We start from the raw sequence: 20,223 nt of genomic DNA, 5'->3' as shown, positions 1-20,223 counted from the left end.
ACCCGAACGCTCCCCGTTTTCCCCGGCGAATTAGTCGCCCGGCCTGCGCCGCCCGCTGACACCGGCGGGGGCGAGGGTCGGGATGCGCCTGAAGCGGCCCGCCTGGCGGCGCCGAGTTCCCACGAGACTTTTCCAGTTGAGACACGCCTTTCCGGGCGCCCCTTGCCCGATGCAGGCCCGTTCGAAAGCGGACCCATGACCGGACCCCAGACTGAAGCGACGGCCGAAACGCCCGACTATTCCAAGACCCTGTATCTGCCCGAGACGGCCTTTCCCATGCGCGCCGGCCTGCCGCAGGCCGAGCCGCAGTGGATCGCCAAATGGGACGCGATGGACCTCTACGGCACGCTGCGCCGCGAATCCGCCGGGCGTCCGAAATACGTGCTGCATGACGGCCCGCCCTATGCCAATGGCCATCTCCATATCGGCCATGCGCTGAACAAGGTTCTGAAGGACGCGATCACCCGCTCCTTCCAGATGCGCGGCTTCGATTCCAACTACGTTCCGGGCTGGGACTGTCACGGCCTGCCGATCGAGTGGAAGATCGAGGAAGAGAACTACCGCGCCAAGGGCAAGCCCAAGCCCGACCTTCTCGATTCGGCCGCCATGCTCGCCTTCCGCCGCGAATGCCGCGCCTATGCCGAACATTGGGTCGGCGTGCAGTCGGGCGAGTTCCGTCGCCTGGGTGTCGAGGGCGACTTCAAGACCCCCTATCTCACGATGAATTACGGGGCCGAGTCGGTGATCGCCGGCGAACTCCTGAAATTCGCCATGTCCGGCCAGCTTTATCGCGGCTCCAAGCCCGTCATGTGGTCGGTGGTCGAGAAGACCGCGCTCGCCGAAGCCGAGGTCGAGTATCACGACCACGAGTCCGACACGATCTGGGTGAAATTCCCGGTGCGTCCGGCCGCGACCGGATACGCCGCAGCCTTCGGCGGAGCCTTGTCGAGCTTTCCCAAGGCCGGCGCGCCCGAGGTCGGGCCGCTCGATGGCGCGCGCATCGTCATCTGGACGACCACGCCCTGGACCATCCCCGGCAACCGCGCCGTCGCCTATTCGGATCGCGTCGCCTACGGCCTCTACGAGGTGACGGCGCCGGACGATTCCGAGAACCCGCGCTGGGCGCGCCATGGCGAGCGGCTGGTTCTGGCCGATGCGCTGGCCGCCGACGCCTTCGCGAAGGCGCGCGTGCCGGACGGCGGCTTCCGACGCTTGCGCGACGTGTCCGCCGCCGATCTCGCCGGGCTCCTGTGCGACCACCCGCTGAAGGGGCTGGCCGGCGGTTACGAGTTCGCGGTGCCGCTCTTGCCCGGCGATCATGTGACCGACGATGCCGGCACCGGCTTCGTCCACACCGCGCCGAGCCACGGCCGCGAGGATTTCGACGTCTGGATCAACTCGCGCCGGGATCTCGAAGCGCGCGGCATCGACTCCACGATCCCGTTCCCGGTGGACGATGACGGCTTCTACACAAAGGACGCGCCGGGCTTCGGGCCGGACAGTGAGGGCGGCGCGGCGCGCGTCATCGACGACAAGGGCAAGAAGGGCGACGCCAACAAGCGCGTGATGGACGCGCTGGTCGCGGTCGGCCATCTCCTGGCGCGCGGGCGCTTGAAGCATTCCTACCCGCATTCCTGGCGCTCGAAGAAGCCGGTGATCTTCCGCAACACGCCGCAATGGTTCGTCCATATGGACAAGGACCTGAACGGCTATGGTTCCGACAAGCCCGTGGCCGGGCAGGACACGCTGCGCGAACGTGCCCTCAAGGCCATCTCGGAAACACGCTTCGTCCCGGCCGCCGGGCAGAACCGCCTCCACGCCATGATCGCGGACCGGCCGGACTGGGTCCTGTCGCGCCAGCGCGCCTGGGGCGTGCCGATCTGCGTCTTCGTGGACGAGAACGGCGAGGTCCTCAAAGACGAGGCGGTCAATGCCCGCATCCTCGCGGCCTTCGATCAGGAGGGCGCGGACGCCTGGTTCGCGGAAGGCGCCAAGGAGCGCTTCCTCGGCAACGAGCATGACGGCCAGAAATGGACCATGGTGCGCGACATCCTGGACGTCTGGTTCGATTCAGGGAGCACCCACGCCTTCTGCCTGGAAAAGCGCCCCGACCTGAAATGGCCGGCCGATCTCTATCTGGAAGGCTCCGACCAGCATCGCGGCTGGTTCCATTCCTCGCTTCTGGAAGCCTGCGGCACACGTGGCCGCGCGCCCTACGACGCGGTGCTGACGCACGGCTTCGTCATGGACGAGGAAGGGCGCAAGATGTCCAAATCGCTCGGCAATGTCGTCACCCCGCAGGAGGTGATCAACCAGTCGGGCGCCGACATCCTGCGCCTCTGGGTGGTGTCGTCCGATTATTCGGAAGACCTGCGCCTCGGCAAGACGATCCTCCAGACCAATATCGACAGCTACCGCAAGCTGCGCAACACGATCCGCTGGATGCTCGGCACGCTGGCGCATGACGACGGCTCGGATGTCGCGCTCGCCGACATGCCGGAGCTGGAGCGCCTGATGCTGCATCGCCTCGGCGAGATCGAGGACGTGGTGCTGAAGGCCTATGACGCCTTCGACTTCAAGCGCATCGCCCGCACGCTTCTCGACTTCATGGTGGTGGAGCTTTCGGCCTTCTATTTCGACATCCGCAAGGACGCGCTTTATTGCGACGCGCCGTCCTCAACCCGTCGCCGGGCCGCGCTCCAGGTCGTGCGCATCCTGTTCGACCGGCTGGTGACGTGGCTGGCGCCGCTCCTGCCCTTCACGATGGAGGAAGCCTGGCTGTCGCGCCATCCGGACGCCCGCTCGGTGCATCTGGAGCAGTTCCGCGCCTGCGACCCCGCCTGGCGGGACGCCGCGCTCGCAGAGCGCTGGGCGAAGATCCGCCGGGTGCGCCGCGTCGTCACCGGCGCGCTGGAGGAGGAGCGGCGCGCCAAGCGCATCGGCTCCTCGCTGGAAGCCGCGCCCGTGGTGCATGTCGAGGACGAGGCTTTGCGCGCGCTTCTGGCCGGCGTCGATTTCGCCGAGATCGCGATCACGAGCGATCTGACCCTCAGCGAAGGGGCGGGGCCGGAGGGCGCCTTCCGCCTCGCCGACACGCCGGGCGTCGCCGTGGTGCCGGCGCGGGCCGAGGGGCGCAAGTGCCAGCGTTCGTGGAAGATCTCGCCCGAGGTCGGCAGCGATCCGGAGTTCCCGGACGTGACGCCGCGCGACGCGCAAGCGCTTCGCGAGCTCGGCGCCCTGCGCAGCGCCGCCTGAAACAGGCGTTGAGAGAAACTTAACGTTTCTGGACGGGGAAGCGGCTTTGAGCTAAAGCCGCTTCTCAAAATCGCCGGAATGTCGTGGGATCGCGCGAAATAAGGTTTCGAGGCCGCTTGTCGAGGGCGGGCGGCTCGAGGCGTGAGGGGAAGAATCCAGCATGACGTCTGCAACGGCCCGCCTGCGGGTTCTCGCTCTTCTGGGCTGCGCCTTTGCCGCGACCGGCTGCATGGGTCCGACCTATGGCACCGGCGTCAGCCAGGGCCAGCAGCTGTTCAACGATCTCGACAGCGCCGTGACGCTCGGCTCCTCCAAGCCGCGCGTCGACTATTCGCCGCGCGCCGAGCTGGTGAAGCCGAAATCCATCGGACCGCTGCCGCCGCCGCGCGAGGCGAGCGTCGATCCCAACCTGCCCGAAACGCCCGAAATGCGCCGCGCGCGCCTTCAGGCCGCCGCGCCCAATTCCGACGGCCCGCTGCCGGTCGGCTTCATGACCGCGCAGAAGGAAGGCATGGAGGCCGAAACGCCGGCCGCCAAGTTCCGCACGCGGCAGGAAGAGGACAATAGCTGGCTGAGCCCGAAGGACATGGCGGGGCAGCGCGTCGCCGCGCAGCAGCGCCAGAGCATCGGCCGCCAGGGCAGCCCGGACCAGCGCAAGTACCTGTCCGAGCCGCCGCTCGCCTACCGCCAGCCCTCCGCCACCGCGCCGGTCGGCGACCAGGGCGTGGACGAGGAGGTCAAGGCGCGCCGCGCCCAGGGCGACACGTCGCTCGGCTCCAAGCTGAAGGGCCTTCTGCCCTTCTGATCGCGCCGCCGGCTCAGCGCCGGGCGCGGAAGAAATCGCGAAGCAGGTCGGCGGATTCGCGTTCGCCGATCCCGGAATAAACCTCCGGCGCATGGTGGCAGGTCGGCTGGGCGTAGAAGCGCGGCCCGTTCTCCACCGCACCGCCCTTCGGGTCGGGAGCGCCGAAATACAGCCGCCGGATGCGGGCGAAGGAGATCGCCGCCGCGCACATGGCGCAGGGCTCCAGCGTCACGTAGAGATCGAAGCCGGGCAGGCGTTCCTCGCCCACCAGCTCGCAGGCGCGGCGGATCGCCAGAACTTCGGCATGGGCGGTCGGGTCGCGCCGGGCGCGGGTTTCATTCCCCGCTCGCGCGATGATCCGGTCCTCGAACACGATCACGGCGCCGACGGGCGTCTCGTCCCGGCCGGCGGCCAGACGGGCCTCGATTAACGCCTCATCCATAGAACTCAAGCGGGACACGCGGTTTCCCTCGTTTCAACGACGGGTTTTTGATATGCGTCGCGCGAAACAAGGCATAGCGAAAAGATGAGCGACGACACGCAAGGCCCTTCGGGCGGCAAAGGCAAGGGTGGTTCCACGCGCGGCGGCAGCGGCAAGGGCGGCCCACGGGGCGCACGGCCGGGCACCGGCAGGACGGGCGCACCGCGCGGCGACAAGCCGGCGGGCGCGGCCGGCAAGGGCGCACGGGGAGAGCGGGGCGATCGGCCCTTCCGCGCCAAGCCGGAAGGCGCCGCCGGCGAAGGCCGGCCGGCGCGCTCGCGCTTGCCAGGCGGCGAGGGTCGCGCGCCCCGCGCGCGCAGCGAGGGCGGCGAGCGCACGTTCCGCCCGCGCGGCGAAGGCGGTGAGGGCCGCGCGCCACGTGCCCGCTCCGAAGGCGGTGACAAGCCGTTCCGCGGCCGCTCCGAGGGCGGCGCGCCCCGTTCCCGCTCCGAAGGGGGCGATCGTCCGTTCCGTCCCCGGCCCGATCGCTCGGAAGGCGGCGAAGGCCGTCCGTTCCGCTCGCGCGAGGGTGGCCGGGCGAACCGTGAGGGCGGCGAGGGCCGGGGCGAGGGCGGCGACAAGCCGTTCGTTCCGCGCTCGCGCGGCATGTACAGCCATGGCGGCAACGTGCGCGGCGGGGAAGGCGGCAAGGTCGACAAGCCCCGCTCCTATGGCCGCCTGTCGCATGGCACCAGCGGCGACCGCAAGCCGCGCGCCGTGTCCGGCGAGGATCGCGGCGGCGAGCGCCCGCGTCGCTTCGAGGCGCGTCCGATGCGCGAGGATCGCTCGCCCCGTCCGGCGGCGACGTCCGGCGACGACACGATGCGCATCGCCAAGCGTCTGGCGCGCGCCGGCATCGCCTCGCGCCGCGACGCGGAAGGCATGATCGCCGACGGCCGCGTGACGCTCAACGGCAAGCGGCTGGATTCGCCGGCGATCGACGTCAAGATGAGCGACCGGATCGAGATCGACGGGCGTCCGCTTCCGGCGATCGAGCGCACCCGCCTGTGGCTGTTCCACAAGCCGGCCGGGCTCGTCACCACCAATCGCGACCCCGAAGGGCGCCCGACCGTGTTCGACCGCCTGCCGGAGGACATGCCGCGCGTCCTGACCATCGGCCGGCTCGACATCAACACCGAGGGGCTTCTGCTTCTCACCAATGATGGCGGTCTCGCCCGCACGCTGGAGCTGCCCGCCACCGGCTGGATGCGGCGCTACCGCGTGCGTGCCCATGGCGAGATCGACCAGGCCAAGCTCGACGAGCTGCGCAACGGCGTGGCCGTGGAGGGCGTCTTCTATGGCGCGATCGAGGCGACGCTCGACCGCAAGCAGGGCTCCAATGTCTGGCTGACGCTCGGCCTTCGCGAGGGCAAGAACCGCGAGGTCAAGCGCGTGCTCGGCCATCTCGGTCTTGAGGTGAACCGCCTGATCCGCCTGAGCTTCGGACCCTTCCAGCTCGGCGAGCTGGAAGAGGGCGCGGTGCAGGAGATCAATGGCCGCACGCTGCGCGAGCAGCTCGGCCCGACCCTGATCGAGGAATCGGGCGCCGATTTCGACGCGCCGATCGTCAATCCCTTCTCCAACAAGCCCGTTGTCGCCGAACGCCGCTCGACCGACAGCGCGGCGGATGGCCAGGACAAGCCCAAGCGCGCCGGCCGCGAATGGATCTCGGCCTCCGACGTGACGCCCAACCGCAAGAAGTTCGGCGCCGCCAAGCGCGAGGACGCGCTGGCGCGCATGGACACGCGCGCGCCGCGCGGTCCCCGCACCGGGCGCGATGGCGATGGCGAGCGGGGCTCGCGCCCCTTCCGCCCGGCCCGCGAGGGTGCCGATCGCGGCGATCGAGGCGATCGCGGGCGGGATGACCGGGACGGTGCGCGCAAGCCCTTCCGCGCGCGTCCCAATGAGGGCGCGGAGGCCGGCGAGCGTCCGGCCCGCCGCCCGAGTGCGGCCCCGTCCAAGCGCTCGTCCAATGTCTGGATGGCGCCCGGCGCCCGCGCCATGGGCGAGAAGAAGAAGCGCGAGCGCGAAGAGCGCCTCGCGGAGCGCGACGCCAAGCCCCGCACCTTCCGCCCCCGCGCGGAGGGCGCGAGCGAGCGGCCTCGCGGCGAGCGCCCGGGTGGAGATCGCTCGCGCGGCGAGCGCCCGAGTGGAGATCGCCCGCGTGGCGACCGGCCTTTCGGGGGCGAGCGCTCCGGCGGCGACCGGCCGCGCACGCCACGTCCGGCCGGCGGCTCGCGTCCCGGCGGCAGCGATCGTCCGCGCGGTCCGCGCCCGGGCGGCAGCGGCGGCGGTCGTCCGCCGCGCGGCGATCGGTCCTGACGCCGCATGGCCATGCGCATCGTGGCGGGCGCCCTGAAAGGGCGTCCGCTGGCCACACCCAAGGGGGAGGGCATCCGCCCGACCTCGGAGCGCCATCGCGGCGCCCTGTTCGACATTCTCCAGCACGGGCTCGGCTTCCGCTTCGACGGAACGCGGGTGCTCGACCTCTTCGCCGGAACCGGCGCGCTGGGCCTGGAGGCGATCTCGCGCGGCTGCCGGTTCGGCACCTTCGTGGAGGAGGGTGTCGAGGCGCGCGGTCTCATCCGCACCAATATCGAGAATTTCGGCCTTGGTGGCTGCACCAAGATCCTGCGGCGCGACGCGACGAAGCTCGGCCCGGCGGGCACGATCGAGCCCTTCGACCTCGTTCTTCTCGACCCGCCCTATGGCAAGCGCCTCGGCGAAGCCGCCCTTGCAGGCGCGCTTGGCGGCGGCTGGCTAAAGCCGGACGCGCTCGTCGTTCTGGAAGAAGCCCTGAACGCGCCCTTCGAGCCGGTGGCCGGTCTCGGCCTCGTGGACGAGCGCGCCATGGGCGAAACGCGGCTGCGCTTCCTGCGACCCGCCGCCGCCTGAGCGCAGGGGCATCGGCCGGAGACCGCCTCCATCCCTTTGGCGGCAAGGCGAGGACCTGGAGCCGGGCGCGGCCATGGCCGCGCCGTTTCGTCCCGCTCTTGCCGAAAGCCCAGTCCTTACAAAAACGTAATTGGTGCCTTTTGCTGTCAGCGGGCATATCGGCAACCTGACCGACGAAGACCCGAACGCGAGGAACAGCCCTTTCATGACGTCTCCTCTTCGCCGCCTGCGCGCATCCTGCCTTGCCGCTCTTCTGGGCGGCTCCATGCTGACGCCCGCCTTCGCGCAAGCGCCTGCGCCCCAACCCGCCGCGCCGGCACCCACCGCGCAGACACAGACGACGACCAGCGCCGAAGCCGAGGCCAAGCGGCCGAAGATCGAGAGCTTCACGCTGGAGAACGGCCTGCAGGTCGTCGTCCTGCCCGACCACCGTGCGCCGATCGCCACGCAGATGGTCTGGTACAAGGTCGGCTCGGCCGACGAGACGCCGGGCGTCAGCGGCATCGCGCATTTTCTCGAACATCTCATGTTCAAGGGCACCAAGACCCACAAGGAGGGCGAGTTCTCCAGCGCCGTGTCGTCGATCGGCGGCGAGGAGAACGCCTTCACCTCCTACGACTACACCGCCTACTACCAGCAGGTGCCGGTGGAGCAGCTGAAGGAGATGATGGGCTTCGAGGCGGACCGGATGGAAAATCTGGTGCTGACCGACGAGGTCGTCCTGCCCGAGCGCGACGTGATCCTGGAAGAGCGCCGGATGCGCATCGACAACGATCCGGGCGCGCAGCTGTCCGAGGCCGTGGACGCCGCCCTGTTCCAGAATTCGCACTATGGCATTCCGGTGATCGGCTGGCGGCACGAGATGGAGAAGCTCTCGCGCGAGGACGCGATCCGCTTCTACGACAAGTATTACACGCCCAACAACGCGACGCTGCTGATCGCCGGCGACGTGACGATCGATCAGGTCCGCGCCATGGCCGAGGAGACCTTCGGCAAGGTGAAGCGCCGCGCCGCGCCCGGCGAGCGCCTGCGCCCGCAGGAGCCCGAGCCGCGCGCCGCGCGCACCGTCACCCTGTCGGACCCGCGCGTGACGCAGCCGAGCGTCCAGACCACCTATCTCGTGCCCTCCGACAACACGGCCAAGGACGGCGAGTCGGAAGCGCTGGATCTTCTGGCCGACATTCTGGGCGGCGGGGCGACCAGCCGTCTCTACCGCTCGCTCGTGGTGGAGCAGGGGATCGCCGCCGGCACCGGCGCCTATTACCAGGGCACCGCGCTCGATGACGGCCAGTTCATGACCTATGGCACGCCGCGCGGCGATGCCACGCTGGAGCAGGTGCAGAAGGGCGTCGATGCCGAGGTGGACAAGCTCGTGCGCGAGGGCGTCACCGAGGCCGAGCTCGACGCCGCCAAGAACCGGGTGCGCAAGGCGCTGATCTACCTAGCCGACAACCAGGCCGCCATGGCGCGGCGCTACGGCGCGGCGCTCTCCACCGGGCAGACAATCGCCGAGATCGAGAGCTGGCCGGAGCGGATCGAGGCCGTGACCGTGGATCAGGTGAACGCGGCCGCGCGCACCTATCTCCAGAAGAAGCGCGCGGTGGTCGGCACGCTCCTGCCGGCCTCGGCCGAGACCAGCGCCGAAGCCAAGGCGCCGGAAGGCTCGCCCGCCGCCAGCGGCGCGGTGGACCCGACCGCCGGCGCGCCGGTGCCCGGCGACACCCGCTCCTGACGTATCGCAGAGGGATTTCAGCCATGACCGCTTTCACCGCGCCCCTGCGCCGCGCCGCCGCCATGCTCGGCCTTGCCGCCGCCGGCTTCCTTTCGGTCAACACCGCCGCCGAGGCGGTGGAGATAAAGGAAGTGACCAGCCCCGGCGGCATTCACGCCCTTCTGGTCGAGGACTACACCAACCCGCTGATCGCCATGCGCTTCGCCTTCAAGGGCGCGGGCTCGACGCAGGATGCGCCCGGCAAGGAGGGCACGGCCAATCTCCTGTCCGGCCTTCTGGACGAGGGCGCCGGCGACATCACGAGCCAGGCCTTCCAGGCCAAGCTCGACGAGCTCGGCGTCGCGCTCTCCTATGACGCGGGCTACGACAATTTCTCCGGCAATTTCCGCACCATCGTCGAGAACGAGGACGAGGCCTTCAAGCTTCTGAAGCTCTCGCTCAACGAGCCGCGCTTCGACGAGGAGCCGGTGGCGCGCATCCGGGGGCAGATCGCAGCCAATATCCGCGCCAACGAGCAGGATCCCGGCACGCTCGCCTCGCGCGCCTTCCGCCGCACCGTGTTCCCGGACCATCCTTACGCGCGCCCGTCCGATGGCACGCAGGAATCGCTGGCCGCCGTCACGGCCGACGATCTGAAGAGCTTCCGCTCGACGCATTTCGGCCGCGACAATCTCGTGGTCGGCGTCGTCGGCGCGATCAGCCCGGAAACCCTCAAGCGGCGGCTGGACGAGACCTTCGGCCCCTTGCGCGAGAAGGCCGAGCTGGCGGACATCGCGGACATCACGCCGGCGGCCGGCAAGAGCGAGGCGGTGACGCTCGACGTGCCGCAGACGCAGATCCAGTTCGCGCTGCCGGGCGTCCAGCGCAAGGACCCGGACTTCTTCGCCGCCTATCTCGTGAACCATGTGCTGGGTGGCGGCACGTTCTCGTCGCGCCTTTACCAGGAAATCCGCGAGAAGCGGGGTCTGGCCTATGGCGTCGGAACCGGCCTCTCGAGCTTCGACCACGCCGCCATGCTGGCCGGCTCCACTGCGACACGCGCCGACAAGGCCAACGAGAGCGTCGCGATCATCCGCGCCGAGCTGAAGCGCATGGCCGAGAACGGCCCGACCGCCGAGGAGCTCGCCAAGGCCAAGGCCTTCGTGAAGGGCTCCTACGCGGTGCAGAACCTGTCCTCGTCGCTCGCCATCGCCTCGACGCTGGTCGGCATTCAGCTCGAAGACCTCGGCGTCGACTATATCGACAAGCGCCAGGGCTTGATCGACGCGGTCACGCTGGACGACACCAAGCGGGTCGCCAAGGAGCTTCTGAGCGCCGATCCGACGATCATCACGGTCGGGCCGGCCGGAAGCTGACCGGCATTCCTTCCGAAGGCTTGGCGAGCGGCCATCGGCGTCCCATGTTCGAGGCGCCGCCACGAGCCGAGCCGACGATCGCCATGAGCCAGCCCCTTGCCGCTTCCCCTTCGTCCTCGCCCCGCCTCGGCCTTGCGCTCGGCGGCGGCGGGGCGCGGGGGATCGCCCATATCCATGTCCTGCGCGCGCTGGACGAACTCGGGCTGCGCCCTGCCCATATCGCGGGAACCTCGATCGGTGCCCTGATCGGCGCGGCCTACGCGGCGGGTCTGACGGGTCTCGAGATCGAGGACCACGTTCTCCAGTCGCTCGCCCATCGCCGTCTCGTGGTCGGCAAGCTCTGGCGCACGCGACCGACCAGCCTCGGCGAATTCCTGGCCGATGGCGGCTTCCGCTTCGGCCAGCTGAACGCCGAGCGCGTCGTCTCCGTCTTCCTGCCGGACGCCGTGCCGAAAAAGCTCGAAGAGCTTCGCACGCCGCTCACCGTCATGGCGACGAGCTTTTTCGCGGGCTGCGAGCGGCCCTTGCGCGAGGGGGACCTGCCGAGCGCGGTCGGCGCCTCGGTGGCGCTGCCGGCCGTGTTCCGGCCCGTGCGGCGCGACGGGGAGGTGCTGATCGACGGCGGCATCAGCAATCCCTTGCCCTTCGACATCGTGGCCGAGCATACCGATTTCGTGGTGGCCTCCGACGTCACCGGCGGGCCGCTGGATTCCGGCTCGGTTCTGCCCTCGCCCATGGAGGCGATGTTCGGCGCCTCGCAGCTCATGATGCACGCGATCATCCGCGCCAAGCTCGGCTGCGTCGCGCCCGACGTCCTGATCCGGCCGGAGGTCTCGACCTACAAGGTGCTCGACTTCATGCGCGCCCGGCTGATCCTGGAAGAAACCGCGCCGGTGCGGGAAGAAACCAAGCGCTGCATTGGCGAGGCGCTGGAAGCGCGGCTGAGCCTTGCCGGATAGGCCTTAGAGCCGGGGCCGAAACCTCCAGCCGACCCCGCGAGGTTTTGGCCCGGGCTCTCAAGGTCAGTGCGTCGCGGTTTCCTCCAGAAACCGCATGAGGCCGCTTTCCGCCTTGGTCAGCCCGTCGCGGCAGCGTCCTTTCAGGAGATCGCGCGGCAGGCGCTCCTCCTCGAAGGCCGAGACGATCTCGGGATGGACGTAGGACGCGCGCGCGACGGCCGGCGTGTTGCGCAGCATCTCGCTCACCGCCTTCATCGCCTTGGCGATGACCCGGCGGCGCTTGGCCTCGGTGTCCGCTTCCGCCGGCTTCACCTCCTCGATCAGGAAGCGCAGCGCCTCGGCCGAGCCGTGGAAGGTGCGGAAGTCCTTGGCCGAAATCTTCGCCCGCGCCGCGTCCTTCAGATAGTCGTTGAGGCGCGTCGCTGTGAGGTCGTGCGCCTTGGCGTCCTCGCCGCGATAGCGAAACAGGCGCTTGCCCTTCTGGGCGCGCATCTTTTCGAGCGAGCGCACGAGCGGGCGATCCTCGATCTCCACGAGGTTCAGCTTGGAGGATTTGCCGACGAAGCGCAGCGTCGCGCGGCTCTTGCCGAGGCGCAGATTGGTCTTGCGCAGCGAGGCGACGCCGCGCCCGCCGTCCTCGGCATATTTCTCGTGGCCGGGGCGCATGGCCGCGACGTCGATCAGCCGCGCCGCGACGGCCGATGTCGTCTGCCGGTCCAGTTCGCGGCGGCGGAGATCCTTGCGGATGCGGCGGCGGAGTTTGGGCAGCGAGCGCCCGAAGCGCAGCAGGCGCTCGGTCTTCACCGCGTTGCGCACGCCGACCCAGCTGTCGTGGTAGCGATACTGGATGCGGCCCTTCTCGTCGCGCCCGACCGCCTGGATATGGCCGTTCTCCTCGACGCAGATGCGCACGTCCGACCAGGCGGGCGGGATCACCAGCGCCTTGATCCGTGCCTTGATGCGCTTGTCGGTGACGGTCTCGCCCGAGGCGAAGCAGACGCGGTTGCCCCGCCCGTGCCGGCGCTGGACGATTTCGAACTGGCTGGGATCGACCATCACGAGGCCGAGCCGATCGGCGTGGAATTCGAGGCGCTTGTTCATGAGGCGGACACTGGGGGCGGATACTGGGGAATGCGGCGGGTCAGCCAAAACTCCGCCGCGCGGCCCGAGTTCCGCCCTGCGGCATCAGGACGGGGGCGCGGTTTGCGCCTCCTCGCGAAGCGCGGCGTCCTGCAGGTGGCGGGGCGGAGCACCGCGCGGCTGGCGCTCGGCGCCGTCCGCCCGGTGCGGGCGGGTGAGCGGTTCGGGCGAGACGCGCGAGGGGGCGAGCACGCTGCCGCCGCCAACGCCCGCGCCCCGCGCCTGCTGAAGGGCGAGGCGCTCGGCGTCGCGCCGGCGCACGTCGTCCACGATCTCGCGGGCGCGCGCATCGTCGAGGCCGAGCTCGCGCAGCGTCTCGCCGCCGAAGCGCAGGGCCGATTCCAGCGTTTCGCGCAGCTCGAAGGCGACGCCGCGCTCGCGAAGGCTCAGCGAGTGGTTGCGGTCGTAGGAGCGCACGAAGAGCCGCGTGTCGGGAAATTCCGAGCGGATCAGATCCACGATCCCGTTGGTGACCTCCGGCTTGTTGGTGCAGACCAGCACGACCTTGGCCTGCCGGATGCCGGCGGCGGCCAGGACGTCGCGCCGCAGCCCGGAGCCGAAATAGATGCGGAAGCCGAAGCGGCCGGCCGACTTGATGCGCTCGGCCGAGGAATCGATGATCGTCATGTCCTGTCCGCTCGACAGGAGCACCTGCGCGGCCATCTGGCCGAAGCGCGAGAAGCCGATCATCAGGATGCCGGCGCCCGCGCCCGCGAAATCCTCCTCCAGCTCTTCCAGCTCTTCGTCCTCGCCGGTGAGGCGGCGGCCGAGATAGGCGGTGAGCGGCGTCAGCGCCATGGAGAGGGTGACGATCGAGACGAGAAGCGAGCCGATCTGCCCGTCGAAGATCGCGGCCGAGGACGCGGCGGAGAAGAGCACGAAGGCGAACTCGCCGCCCTGCGGCAGGATCAGGGCCGTGCGCAGCGCCGTCTGCCGGCTTTCGCCGAAGAGAAGGCAGAGCGGGGCGAGGATCGCGGCCTTCACCAGCATGAGGGCGGGCGCGGCCAGAAGAATGATCCACCAATTGTCGCGGATCACGCCGAGATCGAGCGACAGGCCGACGGCGATGAAGAACAGGCCGAGAAGCAGGCCGCGGAACGGGTCGATATTGGCTTCCAGCTCGTGCCGGTAGTTCGATTCGGCCAGCAGCACGCCGGCGATGAAGGCGCCCATGGCCATGGAGAAGCCGGCGAGCGCCATCAGGAGCGCCGAGGCCAGAACCACGAAGAGCGCCGCGCCGATCATCACCTCGCGCGCACCGGAATTGGCGAGAATCCGAAACAGCGGATTGATGAGATAGCGGCCCGACAGAACCAGCGCGCCGAGCGCGGCAAAGCTCATGGCGACTTCGCGAAGGTCGATCCCCGCATCGTTGCCCCCGCCCGGCGCCAGAAGCGGCAGCGCCGCTAGAAGCGGCACGATGGCAAGGTCCTGAAACAGGAGAACCGAGAAGGAGGTCTGGCCGAAGCGCGTGTTGAGTTCACCCGCTTCCTCCAGAAGCTGCAAGGCGAAGGCCGTGGAGGAAAGCGCGAAGCCAAAGCCGATCACCGCCGCCGCGCCCCAGCCGAGCGACAGGAAGGACAGGCCGAGCGTCAGCGCCGCGCCGGTCAGGACGACCTGCGCCAGACCGAGGCCGAAGATCTGCCGGCGCAGCGACCAGAGGCGCGAGGGCTTGAGTTCGAGCCCGATGATGAACAAAAGGAAGACGACGCCGAGTTCGCCGATATGCAGGATCTCGTTCTGGCCGCTTTCCACCACGCGCAGGAGCGGCCCGAGCACGATCCCGGCGAAGAGATAGCCCAGAACCGTGCCGAGGCCGATGCGCTTGAACAGCGTGCCGGCCACGATCCCGCCGCCCAGGATGAGAAGGATTTCCAGAAACAACGGGACGGTTTGTTCCATGGGAATCCTCCAGGGCATGTCGGGCGAGTCGGCTTGAAGGCAGCGAATGGCATAATAGATGGTGCAAGTGCAAAAGTTTCGGCGGTTCCCCCATGAATGACGATATCCCGCGCCTCCTGGACCTCGGCGCCCGGCTCGTGGAGGCCGCCCGCAAGAGCGGCGCGGACGCGGCCGACGCGGCCGTGGTGAGCGCGCGCTCGCGCTCCGCGCAGGTGCGCATGGGCCGCGTGGAGGAGCTGGAATCCAGTGAAAGCGACGAGGTCTCGCTGCGTGTCTTCGTCGGCCGGCGCGTGGCGACCGTGTCCTCGGACCTGCGCTCCGATCCCGAGCGCCTCGCCGAGCGCGCCGTCGCCATGGCGCGCGTGTCGCCGGAAGACCCCTATGCCGGGCTCGGCGATCCCGAGCGCTTCTCGGACGGCGCCGATGGGCTCGACCTCTTCGACCCGACCGAACCCTCCGGCGACAGTCTCGCCGAGGAAGCCAAGGCGCTGGAAGCTTCGGCGCTCGCCGTGTCCGGCGTGTCGAATTCCAGCGGCGCCACGGCGGGCTTCGGCACGTCCGGCCTCGTGCTCGTCACCTCCACCGGCTTTTCCGGCGCGCGCCGCCGCTCGGGCTTCTCGCGCTCGGTCAGCGTTCTGGCCGGCGAGGGGACGGGCATGGAGCGCGACTATGATTTCGATTCGCGCCTGCATTCTGCCGATCTGGAAGCACCCGAGACGATCGGCCGTCGCGCCGGCGAGCGGGCCGTGCGGCGGCTGCGTCCCGCCAAGGTCGCGACCGGGCGCTACACGATCGTTCTCGATCCGCGCGTGTCGCGCTCGCTGATCGGCGCGCTGGTCGGCGCGCTCAACGGCGCCTCGATCGCGCGGCGCACCAGCTTCCTGCGCGAGCGCATGGGCGAACAGGTCCTGCCCGAAGGGCTCGACCTCGTGGACGATCCGCTCCTGCCGCGCCGGCCGGGCTCGCGCCCCTTCGACGGCGAAGGCTTGCGCGGCGAGCGCCTCCTGCTGGTCGAGAACGGCATCTTGCGCAACTGGACGCTCGACAGCGCCACGGCGCGCGAGCTTGGCCTTCGCTCCAACGGGCGCGCCGCGCGCTCGTCCGGCGGCGTGTCTCCGACCTCCACCAATGTCACGCTGACGCACGGCGCGCGCACGCCGGCCGAGCTGATCCGCGACACCGGCCAGGGCCTCTACATCACCGAAACGATCGGCCACGGCGCCAATCTCGTGACCGGCGACTACAGCTGCGGCGCGTCCGGCTTCCTGATCGAGAACGGCGAGCTGACCGGCCCCATCTCGGAATTCACCATCGCCGGCCATTTGAGCGACATGTTCCGGTCGATCGAGCCCGCCAATGACGGCGACACGCGCTTCTCGCTGACCGTGCCGACCTTGCGCATCGGCGAGATGACGGTGGCGGGTCGCTAGCGGCATGTTCACGCCCGACGAGGACCTTGCCCTGATCCGAACCGCCGCCGCCGAGGCCGGGCGCATCGCGCTCGGCTTCTGGAAGCGCGAGCCGGAAGTGTGGTGGAAGGGCTCCTCGCCCGTGTCGGAGGCGGATTTCGCCGCCGACGCCCATCTGCGGCGCGTGCTTCTGGAGGCGCGGCCGCATTACGGCTGGATTTCGGAGGAAACCGCCGCGCAGGCCGCCGATGCGGGCGAGCAGCGCTTCTTCGTGGTGGACCCGATCGACGGGACGCGCGCCTTTCTGCGGGGCGAGACGACCTGGTGCATCTCCGTCGCCGTGATCGGCGCGGGGCGGCCCGTCGCCGGCGTTCTCGACGCCCCGGCGCTCGGCGAGGTCTTCTCGGCGACGAAGGACGGGCCGGCGACGTTGAACGGCCAGCCGATCGCGGTGTCCGGCGCCGGGCGCAAGCGCAAGCTGCTTCTGTCCATGCCCGATTCCATGCGCCGCAAGCTGGAGGCACCGCGCAGCGAGGAGATCGATTTCGCCCCGAACGTCCCTTCGCTCGCCTACCGCCTCGCCATGGTCGCGAGCGGCCGGCTCGACGGAACGCTGGTCGGCGCGCGCGCCAACGACTGGGACATCGCGGCCGGCGATCTGATCCTGGAGCGGGCCGGCGGGCGTCTCGTGCGCGCCGACGGACAGCCGCATCTTTACAATCCCGCGCCGGAAAGGCATGGCGTCCTCGTGGCCGGCGCCGATGGCTCGATGGCGCGCCTGCTCGGCTACGGCGCCGAAGCCCTCGGCTGAATGAGCGCCCGAACCGGCGCCTGAACGGGCGATCGACCCGATCCACGCCTCGCGAAACTGGAGACTGTTCGAATGGTCAGCGAAGAAAAGCCCAAGCAGCTGCTTCACCTCGTGTTCGGCGGCGAACTGATCAGCCTCGACACGGTCGATTTCCGCGATCTGTCGCAGCTCGATATCGTCGGCATCTTCCCGGACTACGCCTCGGCGCTCGCCGCCTGGCGCGGCAAGGCGCAGTCGACGGTCGACAACGCGGCCATGCGCTATTTCATCGTCCACATGCACCGGCTGCTCGACCCGCAGGGCCAGTGACCGAGCCCGAAGGCCCGGCGGCGCCGGCCGCTTCCGCGCCCGAAACCGCATCCGGCGAAGCGCGGCCGAAGCGTCGCCGCTGGCGCGTGCGCGTCCAGCGCCGGCTGAAGGCGGCCTCGCGCTCGCCGGCCGCCGTGCGCCTCGTCGGACGCCTGATCTTCGAGGCCCTGCGCGGGCTTCGCGCCTCGCAGCGCGAGGCGGAGGGCTCGAGCGACTTCCGCGCGATCCTCCATGCGCGGCATCCCGCGATCGTGGCGCTCTGGCATGGGCAGCATCTCCTCGCGCCCTTCTTCCGGCCGCGCGAGTTGCCTTATCTGGCGCTCCTGTCGCGCAGCGCCGATGCCGAGATCAACGCCGCCGTGGTGGAGCGTTTCGGCATCGAGACGGTGCGCGGCTCGGGCGGGCGGGTGCGCGAGGCGGCGTCCGAAAAGGGCGGCGTGCGCGCGCTGCTGCGCATGAAACGCGCGCTCGACGAGGGGTTCGGCATCTGCATGATCGCCGACGTGCCGAAGGGCACCCCGCGTGAGGCAGGCCTCGGCATCGTCACGCTCGCCCGCCTGTCGGGCCGGCCCATCGTGCCGAGCGCGGCGGTGACGAGCCGGCGGCGCGTCCTCGAAAAAACCTGGGACAAGACCACCATTCCGCTGCCCTTCGGCCGCATTGCCGTGGTCATGGAAGAGCCGATCTTCGTTCCGTCCGATGCCGGCGCGGAGGAGTTGGAGGCGATTCGCGCCCAGCTGACGCTCGCCATCGAACGGGCGAACCGGCGGGCGGCGGAATTGGCGGACCGAAAGACGAATCATTGAACGACAGATGGGCCAAGGCGGCCTTGACCGCCTATCGCGTCGCCGGCTCGCTCGCCTATCCGGCCGTCGGCTCCTATGTGAGCTGGCGCGCGTCCAAGGGCAAGGAAGACAAGGAGCGCCGGCGCGAGCGCTACGGCGTGCCGAGCGAAATCCGGCCGCCCGGCGTGCCGCTGGTCTGGGTCCATGCCGCCTCCATGGGCGAGAGCGCGGCGGTGGCGCCCGTCGTCTCGGCGATCGCCGAGGACGGCATCACGGTGGTGATGACGACGGGCACCGTGACCTCGGCCGCCACGGTGCGCGAGCGCCTCGGCGACCGCGTCATCCATCAATATGTTCCGCTCGACCTCAAGCCCTGCGTGTCGCGCTTTCTCGACCATTGGCAGCCGGAACTCGCCATCGTCGCCGAAAGCGAGATCTGGCCGACCACGATGACGGAGCTCGCCGCGCGCCGCATTCCGCAGGTTCTCGTCAATGCGCGCCTGTCGGACCGCTCGTTCAAGCGCTGGAAGTCGGCGCCGGGCGTCGCCGAGGCGCTTCTCTCCAAGCTCGCCCATGTGGTGGCGCAGTCCGAGATCGACGGCGAGCGCTACCATCTTCTCGGGGCGCGCGCCGTGACCGTCGCCGGCAATCTGAAGGCCGATGTCGGCGCGCCGCCGGTGAACCGCGAGGATCTCGAGGAAACCCGCCGGAGCATCGGGATGCGCCCCGTCTGGGCGGCACTTTCGACCCATGAGGGCGAGGAGGAGATCGCCGCCAACATCCACATGCGCCTGCGCGAGGAGCGCGGCCGGCTGCTCACCGTGATCGTGCCGCGCCATGTGGACCGGGCGGACGCGATCACGCGCGATCTCGAAGCGCGCGGCCTTCAGGTGGCGCGCTGGAGCCGGGGCGAGCTGCCCCTGCCGACCACCGACATCTTTCTCGGCGACACGATGGGCGACATGGGCTTCTACGCCCGGCTGAGCGAGATCGCCTTTGTCGGCAAGTCGATCAGCGGCGAGGGCGGGCAGAACCCGCTGGAAGCCGCCATGCTCGGCACGGCGATCCTGTCGGGCCGCTATGTGCAGAATTTCCGCGAGGTCTATCACCGCCTGATCGACAAGGGCGGGGCCTGGATCGTGCAGGACGAGGCCGAACTCGGCGCCGCCGTGTCGGAGCTGTTCGACCGGCCTGCCGCGCGCCGGCAGATGATCGAGGCGGCCCGCGAAAGCGTCGCCGACATGGGCGGCGCGCTGAAGCGCACCATGGCGGCGCTCGACCCGTTCCTCCTGCCGCTGCGCCTGTCCTGCCGCATGGATTGGGGCGGCTGACAATGCCCTTGTTCGGGACCGCTCCCGGCTTCTGGTGGCGCGAGCCGGGCCTCCTGTCCCGCGCCCTCACGCTGCCCTCGCTCGCCTATGGCGCGGTGTCCCGGCGCAATCTGGAGCGCGGGCCGCGCGTGCGCGTTCCGCTTCCCGTCGTCTGTGTCGGCAATCTGACGGTCGGCGGCGGCGGCAAGACGCCGACGGCGCTGGCGCTCGGGCGCGCGGCGCTGGCGATCGGCCGCCGGCCCGGCTTCCTGTCGCGCGGCCATGGCGGGCAGGCCAGAGCCGCGCTTCTGGTGGACTCCGCTCGGCACGACGCGGATCTCGTGGGCGACGAGCCGCTGTTGCTCGCCGGCCTCGCGCCGACCGTCGTCGCGAAGGACCGCGCGGCGGGCGCGGCGCTTCTCAATCAAGCCGGCTGCGATCTGATCGTCATGGATGACGGGTTCCAGAGCGCCCGCCTCCGCTTCGATCTGGCTCTTCTCGTCGTGGATGCGAGGCGCGGGCTCGGCAATGGCGCGCTTCTGCCCGCCGGCCCCTTGCGCGCGCCGCTCGACACGCAGCTCGCTCATGCCGACGCGCTGCTCGTGGTGGGCGAGGGGCCGCGCGGCGACGCGCTGGGGAGAAGGCTCGCCGAAAGCGGCCTGCCGGTTCACCGCGCCCGTTTGGCTGCGCCCAACGCGGCGGAGTTCCAGGGGCGGCGCTGCCTCGCCTTCGCGGGCATCGCCGACCCCGGCAAGTTCTTCGCCTCGCTGCGCAATGCGGGGGCCGAGATCGTCGTCGCCCGGTCCTTCCCGGACCATCACACGCTCAGCGAAAGCGAGGCGCGGGAGCTCTTGAGCGAGGCCGACAGTCTCGGTCTCGACCTTGTCACCACGGCCAAGGACCGGGCGCGCTTCGGCCGGAGCGAGGGCGGCCCGATGCGCGGCCTGAACCGCCTCGCCCGCGTGCTGGAGGTCGAGCTGGAATGGGCCGAGCCCGGCGCGGCCGAGGCGCTGCTTTCCAAAGCGCTCGAGCGTTTCGAGCGGGGCTGACGCGTTTCGAGCGGCGCTGACGTCGA

16 protein-coding genes are annotated in these 20,223 nt (G+C 70.0%); 13 read left to right on the top strand and 3 right to left on the bottom strand.

The window, feature by feature from the left end; translation table 11 throughout:
- Window positions 1-195 precede the first annotated feature (195 nt).
- Window positions 196-3,255 (top strand): isoleucine--tRNA ligase, encoded by a 3,060-nt coding sequence (ileS, locus tag B146_RS0111960; RefSeq protein WP_019996682.1) that lies wholly within the window; start codon window positions 196-198, stop codon window positions 3,253-3,255.
- A 160-nt stretch (window positions 3,256-3,415) separates the two neighbouring features.
- Window positions 3,416-4,060: a hypothetical protein gene (locus B146_RS0111955; RefSeq protein WP_019996681.1), complete on the top strand. Its 645-nt coding sequence runs from the start codon at window positions 3,416-3,418 to the stop codon at window positions 4,058-4,060.
- A gap of 13 nt (window positions 4,061-4,073) precedes the next feature.
- Here the strand turns inward: B146_RS0111955 and B146_RS0111950 are convergent, their stop codons facing one another.
- Window positions 4,074-4,502 carry a nucleoside deaminase gene (locus B146_RS0111950; RefSeq protein ID WP_019996680.1) on the bottom strand — a complete coding sequence of 143 codons (429 nt, stop codon included), beginning with the start codon at window positions 4,500-4,502 and terminating at the stop codon, window positions 4,074-4,076.
- A gap of 810 nt (window positions 4,503-5,312) precedes the next feature.
- Here B146_RS0111950 and B146_RS25855 point away from each other — a divergent pair.
- From B146_RS25855 to B146_RS0111925, 5 genes are all read left to right on the top strand, one after another.
- Window positions 5,313-6,863 carry a pseudouridine synthase gene (locus B146_RS25855; RefSeq protein ID WP_409359846.1) on the top strand — a complete coding sequence of 517 codons (1,551 nt, stop codon included), beginning with the start codon at window positions 5,313-5,315 and terminating at the stop codon, window positions 6,861-6,863.
- A 12-nt stretch (window positions 6,864-6,875) separates the two neighbouring features.
- Complete coding sequence (gene rsmD, locus B146_RS0111940; protein WP_026358558.1) at window positions 6,876-7,436, top strand: 16S rRNA (guanine(966)-N(2))-methyltransferase RsmD; 561 nt, start codon at window positions 6,876-6,878, stop codon at window positions 7,434-7,436.
- 205 nt (window positions 7,437-7,641) lie between these two features.
- Entirely contained in the window at window positions 7,642-9,168 is a 1,527-nt protein-coding gene (locus B146_RS0111935) for a M16 family metallopeptidase (RefSeq protein ID WP_019996677.1), read from the top strand.
- Window positions 9,169-9,191: 23 nt separating this feature from the next.
- Window positions 9,192-10,523 carry a M16 family metallopeptidase gene (locus B146_RS0111930; RefSeq protein ID WP_019996676.1) on the top strand — a complete coding sequence of 444 codons (1,332 nt, stop codon included), beginning with the start codon at window positions 9,192-9,194 and terminating at the stop codon, window positions 10,521-10,523.
- 83 nt (window positions 10,524-10,606) lie between these two features.
- Entirely contained in the window at window positions 10,607-11,482 is an 876-nt protein-coding gene (locus tag B146_RS0111925; RefSeq protein ID WP_026358557.1) for a patatin-like phospholipase family protein, read from the top strand.
- Between the two features lie 63 nt (window positions 11,483-11,545).
- Here B146_RS0111925 and B146_RS0111920 read toward each other — a convergent pair whose 3' ends face one another.
- A complete protein-coding gene (locus tag B146_RS0111920; protein ID WP_019996674.1) occupies window positions 11,546-12,583 on the bottom strand; it encodes a DNA topoisomerase IB in 1,038 nt (345 codons plus the stop codon).
- Between the two features lie 84 nt (window positions 12,584-12,667).
- Window positions 12,668-14,524, bottom strand: coding sequence for a monovalent cation:proton antiporter-2 (CPA2) family protein (locus B146_RS25850; protein ID WP_019996673.1), 1,857 nt, complete (start codon window positions 14,522-14,524; stop codon window positions 12,668-12,670).
- Between the two features lie 92 nt (window positions 14,525-14,616).
- On the opposite strand from B146_RS25850, the gene B146_RS0111910 reads away from it, so the two are divergent.
- From B146_RS0111910 to lpxK, 6 genes are all read left to right on the top strand, one after another.
- The gene (locus B146_RS0111910; protein WP_019996672.1) at window positions 14,617-15,954 is read left to right on the top strand and encodes a TldD/PmbA family protein; all 1,338 of its coding nucleotides are present in this window, start codon (window positions 14,617-14,619) and stop codon (window positions 15,952-15,954) included.
- Window positions 15,955-15,958: 4 nt separating this feature from the next.
- The gene (locus B146_RS0111905) at window positions 15,959-16,744 is read left to right on the top strand and encodes a 3'(2'),5'-bisphosphate nucleotidase CysQ (RefSeq protein ID WP_019996671.1); all 786 of its coding nucleotides are present in this window, start codon (window positions 15,959-15,961) and stop codon (window positions 16,742-16,744) included.
- A gap of 72 nt (window positions 16,745-16,816) precedes the next feature.
- Entirely contained in the window at window positions 16,817-17,053 is a 237-nt protein-coding gene (locus B146_RS0111900) for a DUF4170 domain-containing protein (protein ID WP_019996670.1), read from the top strand.
- Entirely contained in the window at window positions 17,050-17,859 is an 810-nt protein-coding gene (locus tag B146_RS0111895) for a lysophospholipid acyltransferase family protein (RefSeq protein ID WP_019996669.1), read from the top strand. Before B146_RS0111900 ends, B146_RS0111895 begins: the two co-directional genes overlap by 4 nt.
- Window positions 17,856-19,169 (top strand): lipid IV(A) 3-deoxy-D-manno-octulosonic acid transferase, encoded by a 1,314-nt coding sequence (gene waaA / locus B146_RS0111890; RefSeq protein WP_019996668.1) that lies wholly within the window; start codon window positions 17,856-17,858, stop codon window positions 19,167-19,169. Before B146_RS0111895 ends, waaA begins: the two co-directional genes overlap by 4 nt.
- Before the next feature lie 2 nt (window positions 19,170-19,171).
- The gene (lpxK, locus tag B146_RS0111885; RefSeq protein WP_019996667.1) at window positions 19,172-20,197 is read left to right on the top strand and encodes a tetraacyldisaccharide 4'-kinase; all 1,026 of its coding nucleotides are present in this window, start codon (window positions 19,172-19,174) and stop codon (window positions 20,195-20,197) included.
- The last annotated feature ends 26 nt before the right edge of the window (window positions 20,198-20,223 follow it).

The organism is Aureimonas ureilytica DSM 18598 = NBRC 106430, from assembly GCF_000382705.1.
GTDB classification, from domain to species: domain Bacteria; phylum Pseudomonadota; class Alphaproteobacteria; order Rhizobiales; family Rhizobiaceae; genus Aureimonas; species Aureimonas ureilytica.
This window is presented reverse-complemented; position numbering and strand designations above follow the sequence as displayed.

Coding starts and splice junctions, on each gene's coding strand:
- ileS (WP_019996682.1), top strand. CDS start 196: ATGACCGGACCCCAGACTGAAGCGACGGCCGAAACGCCCGACTATTCC.
- B146_RS0111955 (WP_019996681.1), top strand. CDS start 3,416: ATGACGTCTGCAACGGCCCGCCTGCGGGTTCTCGCTCTTCTGGGCTGC.
- B146_RS0111950 (WP_019996680.1), bottom strand. CDS start 4,502: ATGGATGAGGCGTTAATCGAGGCCCGTCTGGCCGCCGGCCGGGACGAG.
- B146_RS25855 (WP_409359846.1), top strand. CDS start 5,313: ATGCGCGAGGATCGCTCGCCCCGTCCGGCGGCGACGTCCGGCGACGAC.
- rsmD (WP_026358558.1), top strand. CDS start 6,876: ATGCGCATCGTGGCGGGCGCCCTGAAAGGGCGTCCGCTGGCCACACCC.
- B146_RS0111935 (WP_019996677.1), top strand. CDS start 7,642: ATGACGTCTCCTCTTCGCCGCCTGCGCGCATCCTGCCTTGCCGCTCTT.
- B146_RS0111930 (WP_019996676.1), top strand. CDS start 9,192: ATGACCGCTTTCACCGCGCCCCTGCGCCGCGCCGCCGCCATGCTCGGC.
- B146_RS0111925 (WP_026358557.1), top strand. CDS start 10,607: ATGAGCCAGCCCCTTGCCGCTTCCCCTTCGTCCTCGCCCCGCCTCGGC.
- B146_RS0111920 (WP_019996674.1), bottom strand. CDS start 12,583: ATGAACAAGCGCCTCGAATTCCACGCCGATCGGCTCGGCCTCGTGATG.
- B146_RS25850 (WP_019996673.1), bottom strand. CDS start 14,524: ATGGAACAAACCGTCCCGTTGTTTCTGGAAATCCTTCTCATCCTGGGC.
- B146_RS0111910 (WP_019996672.1), top strand. CDS start 14,617: ATGAATGACGATATCCCGCGCCTCCTGGACCTCGGCGCCCGGCTCGTG.
- B146_RS0111905 (WP_019996671.1), top strand. CDS start 15,959: ATGTTCACGCCCGACGAGGACCTTGCCCTGATCCGAACCGCCGCCGCC.
- B146_RS0111900 (WP_019996670.1), top strand. CDS start 16,817: ATGGTCAGCGAAGAAAAGCCCAAGCAGCTGCTTCACCTCGTGTTCGGC.
- lpxK (WP_019996667.1), top strand. CDS start 19,172: ATGCCCTTGTTCGGGACCGCTCCCGGCTTCTGGTGGCGCGAGCCGGGC.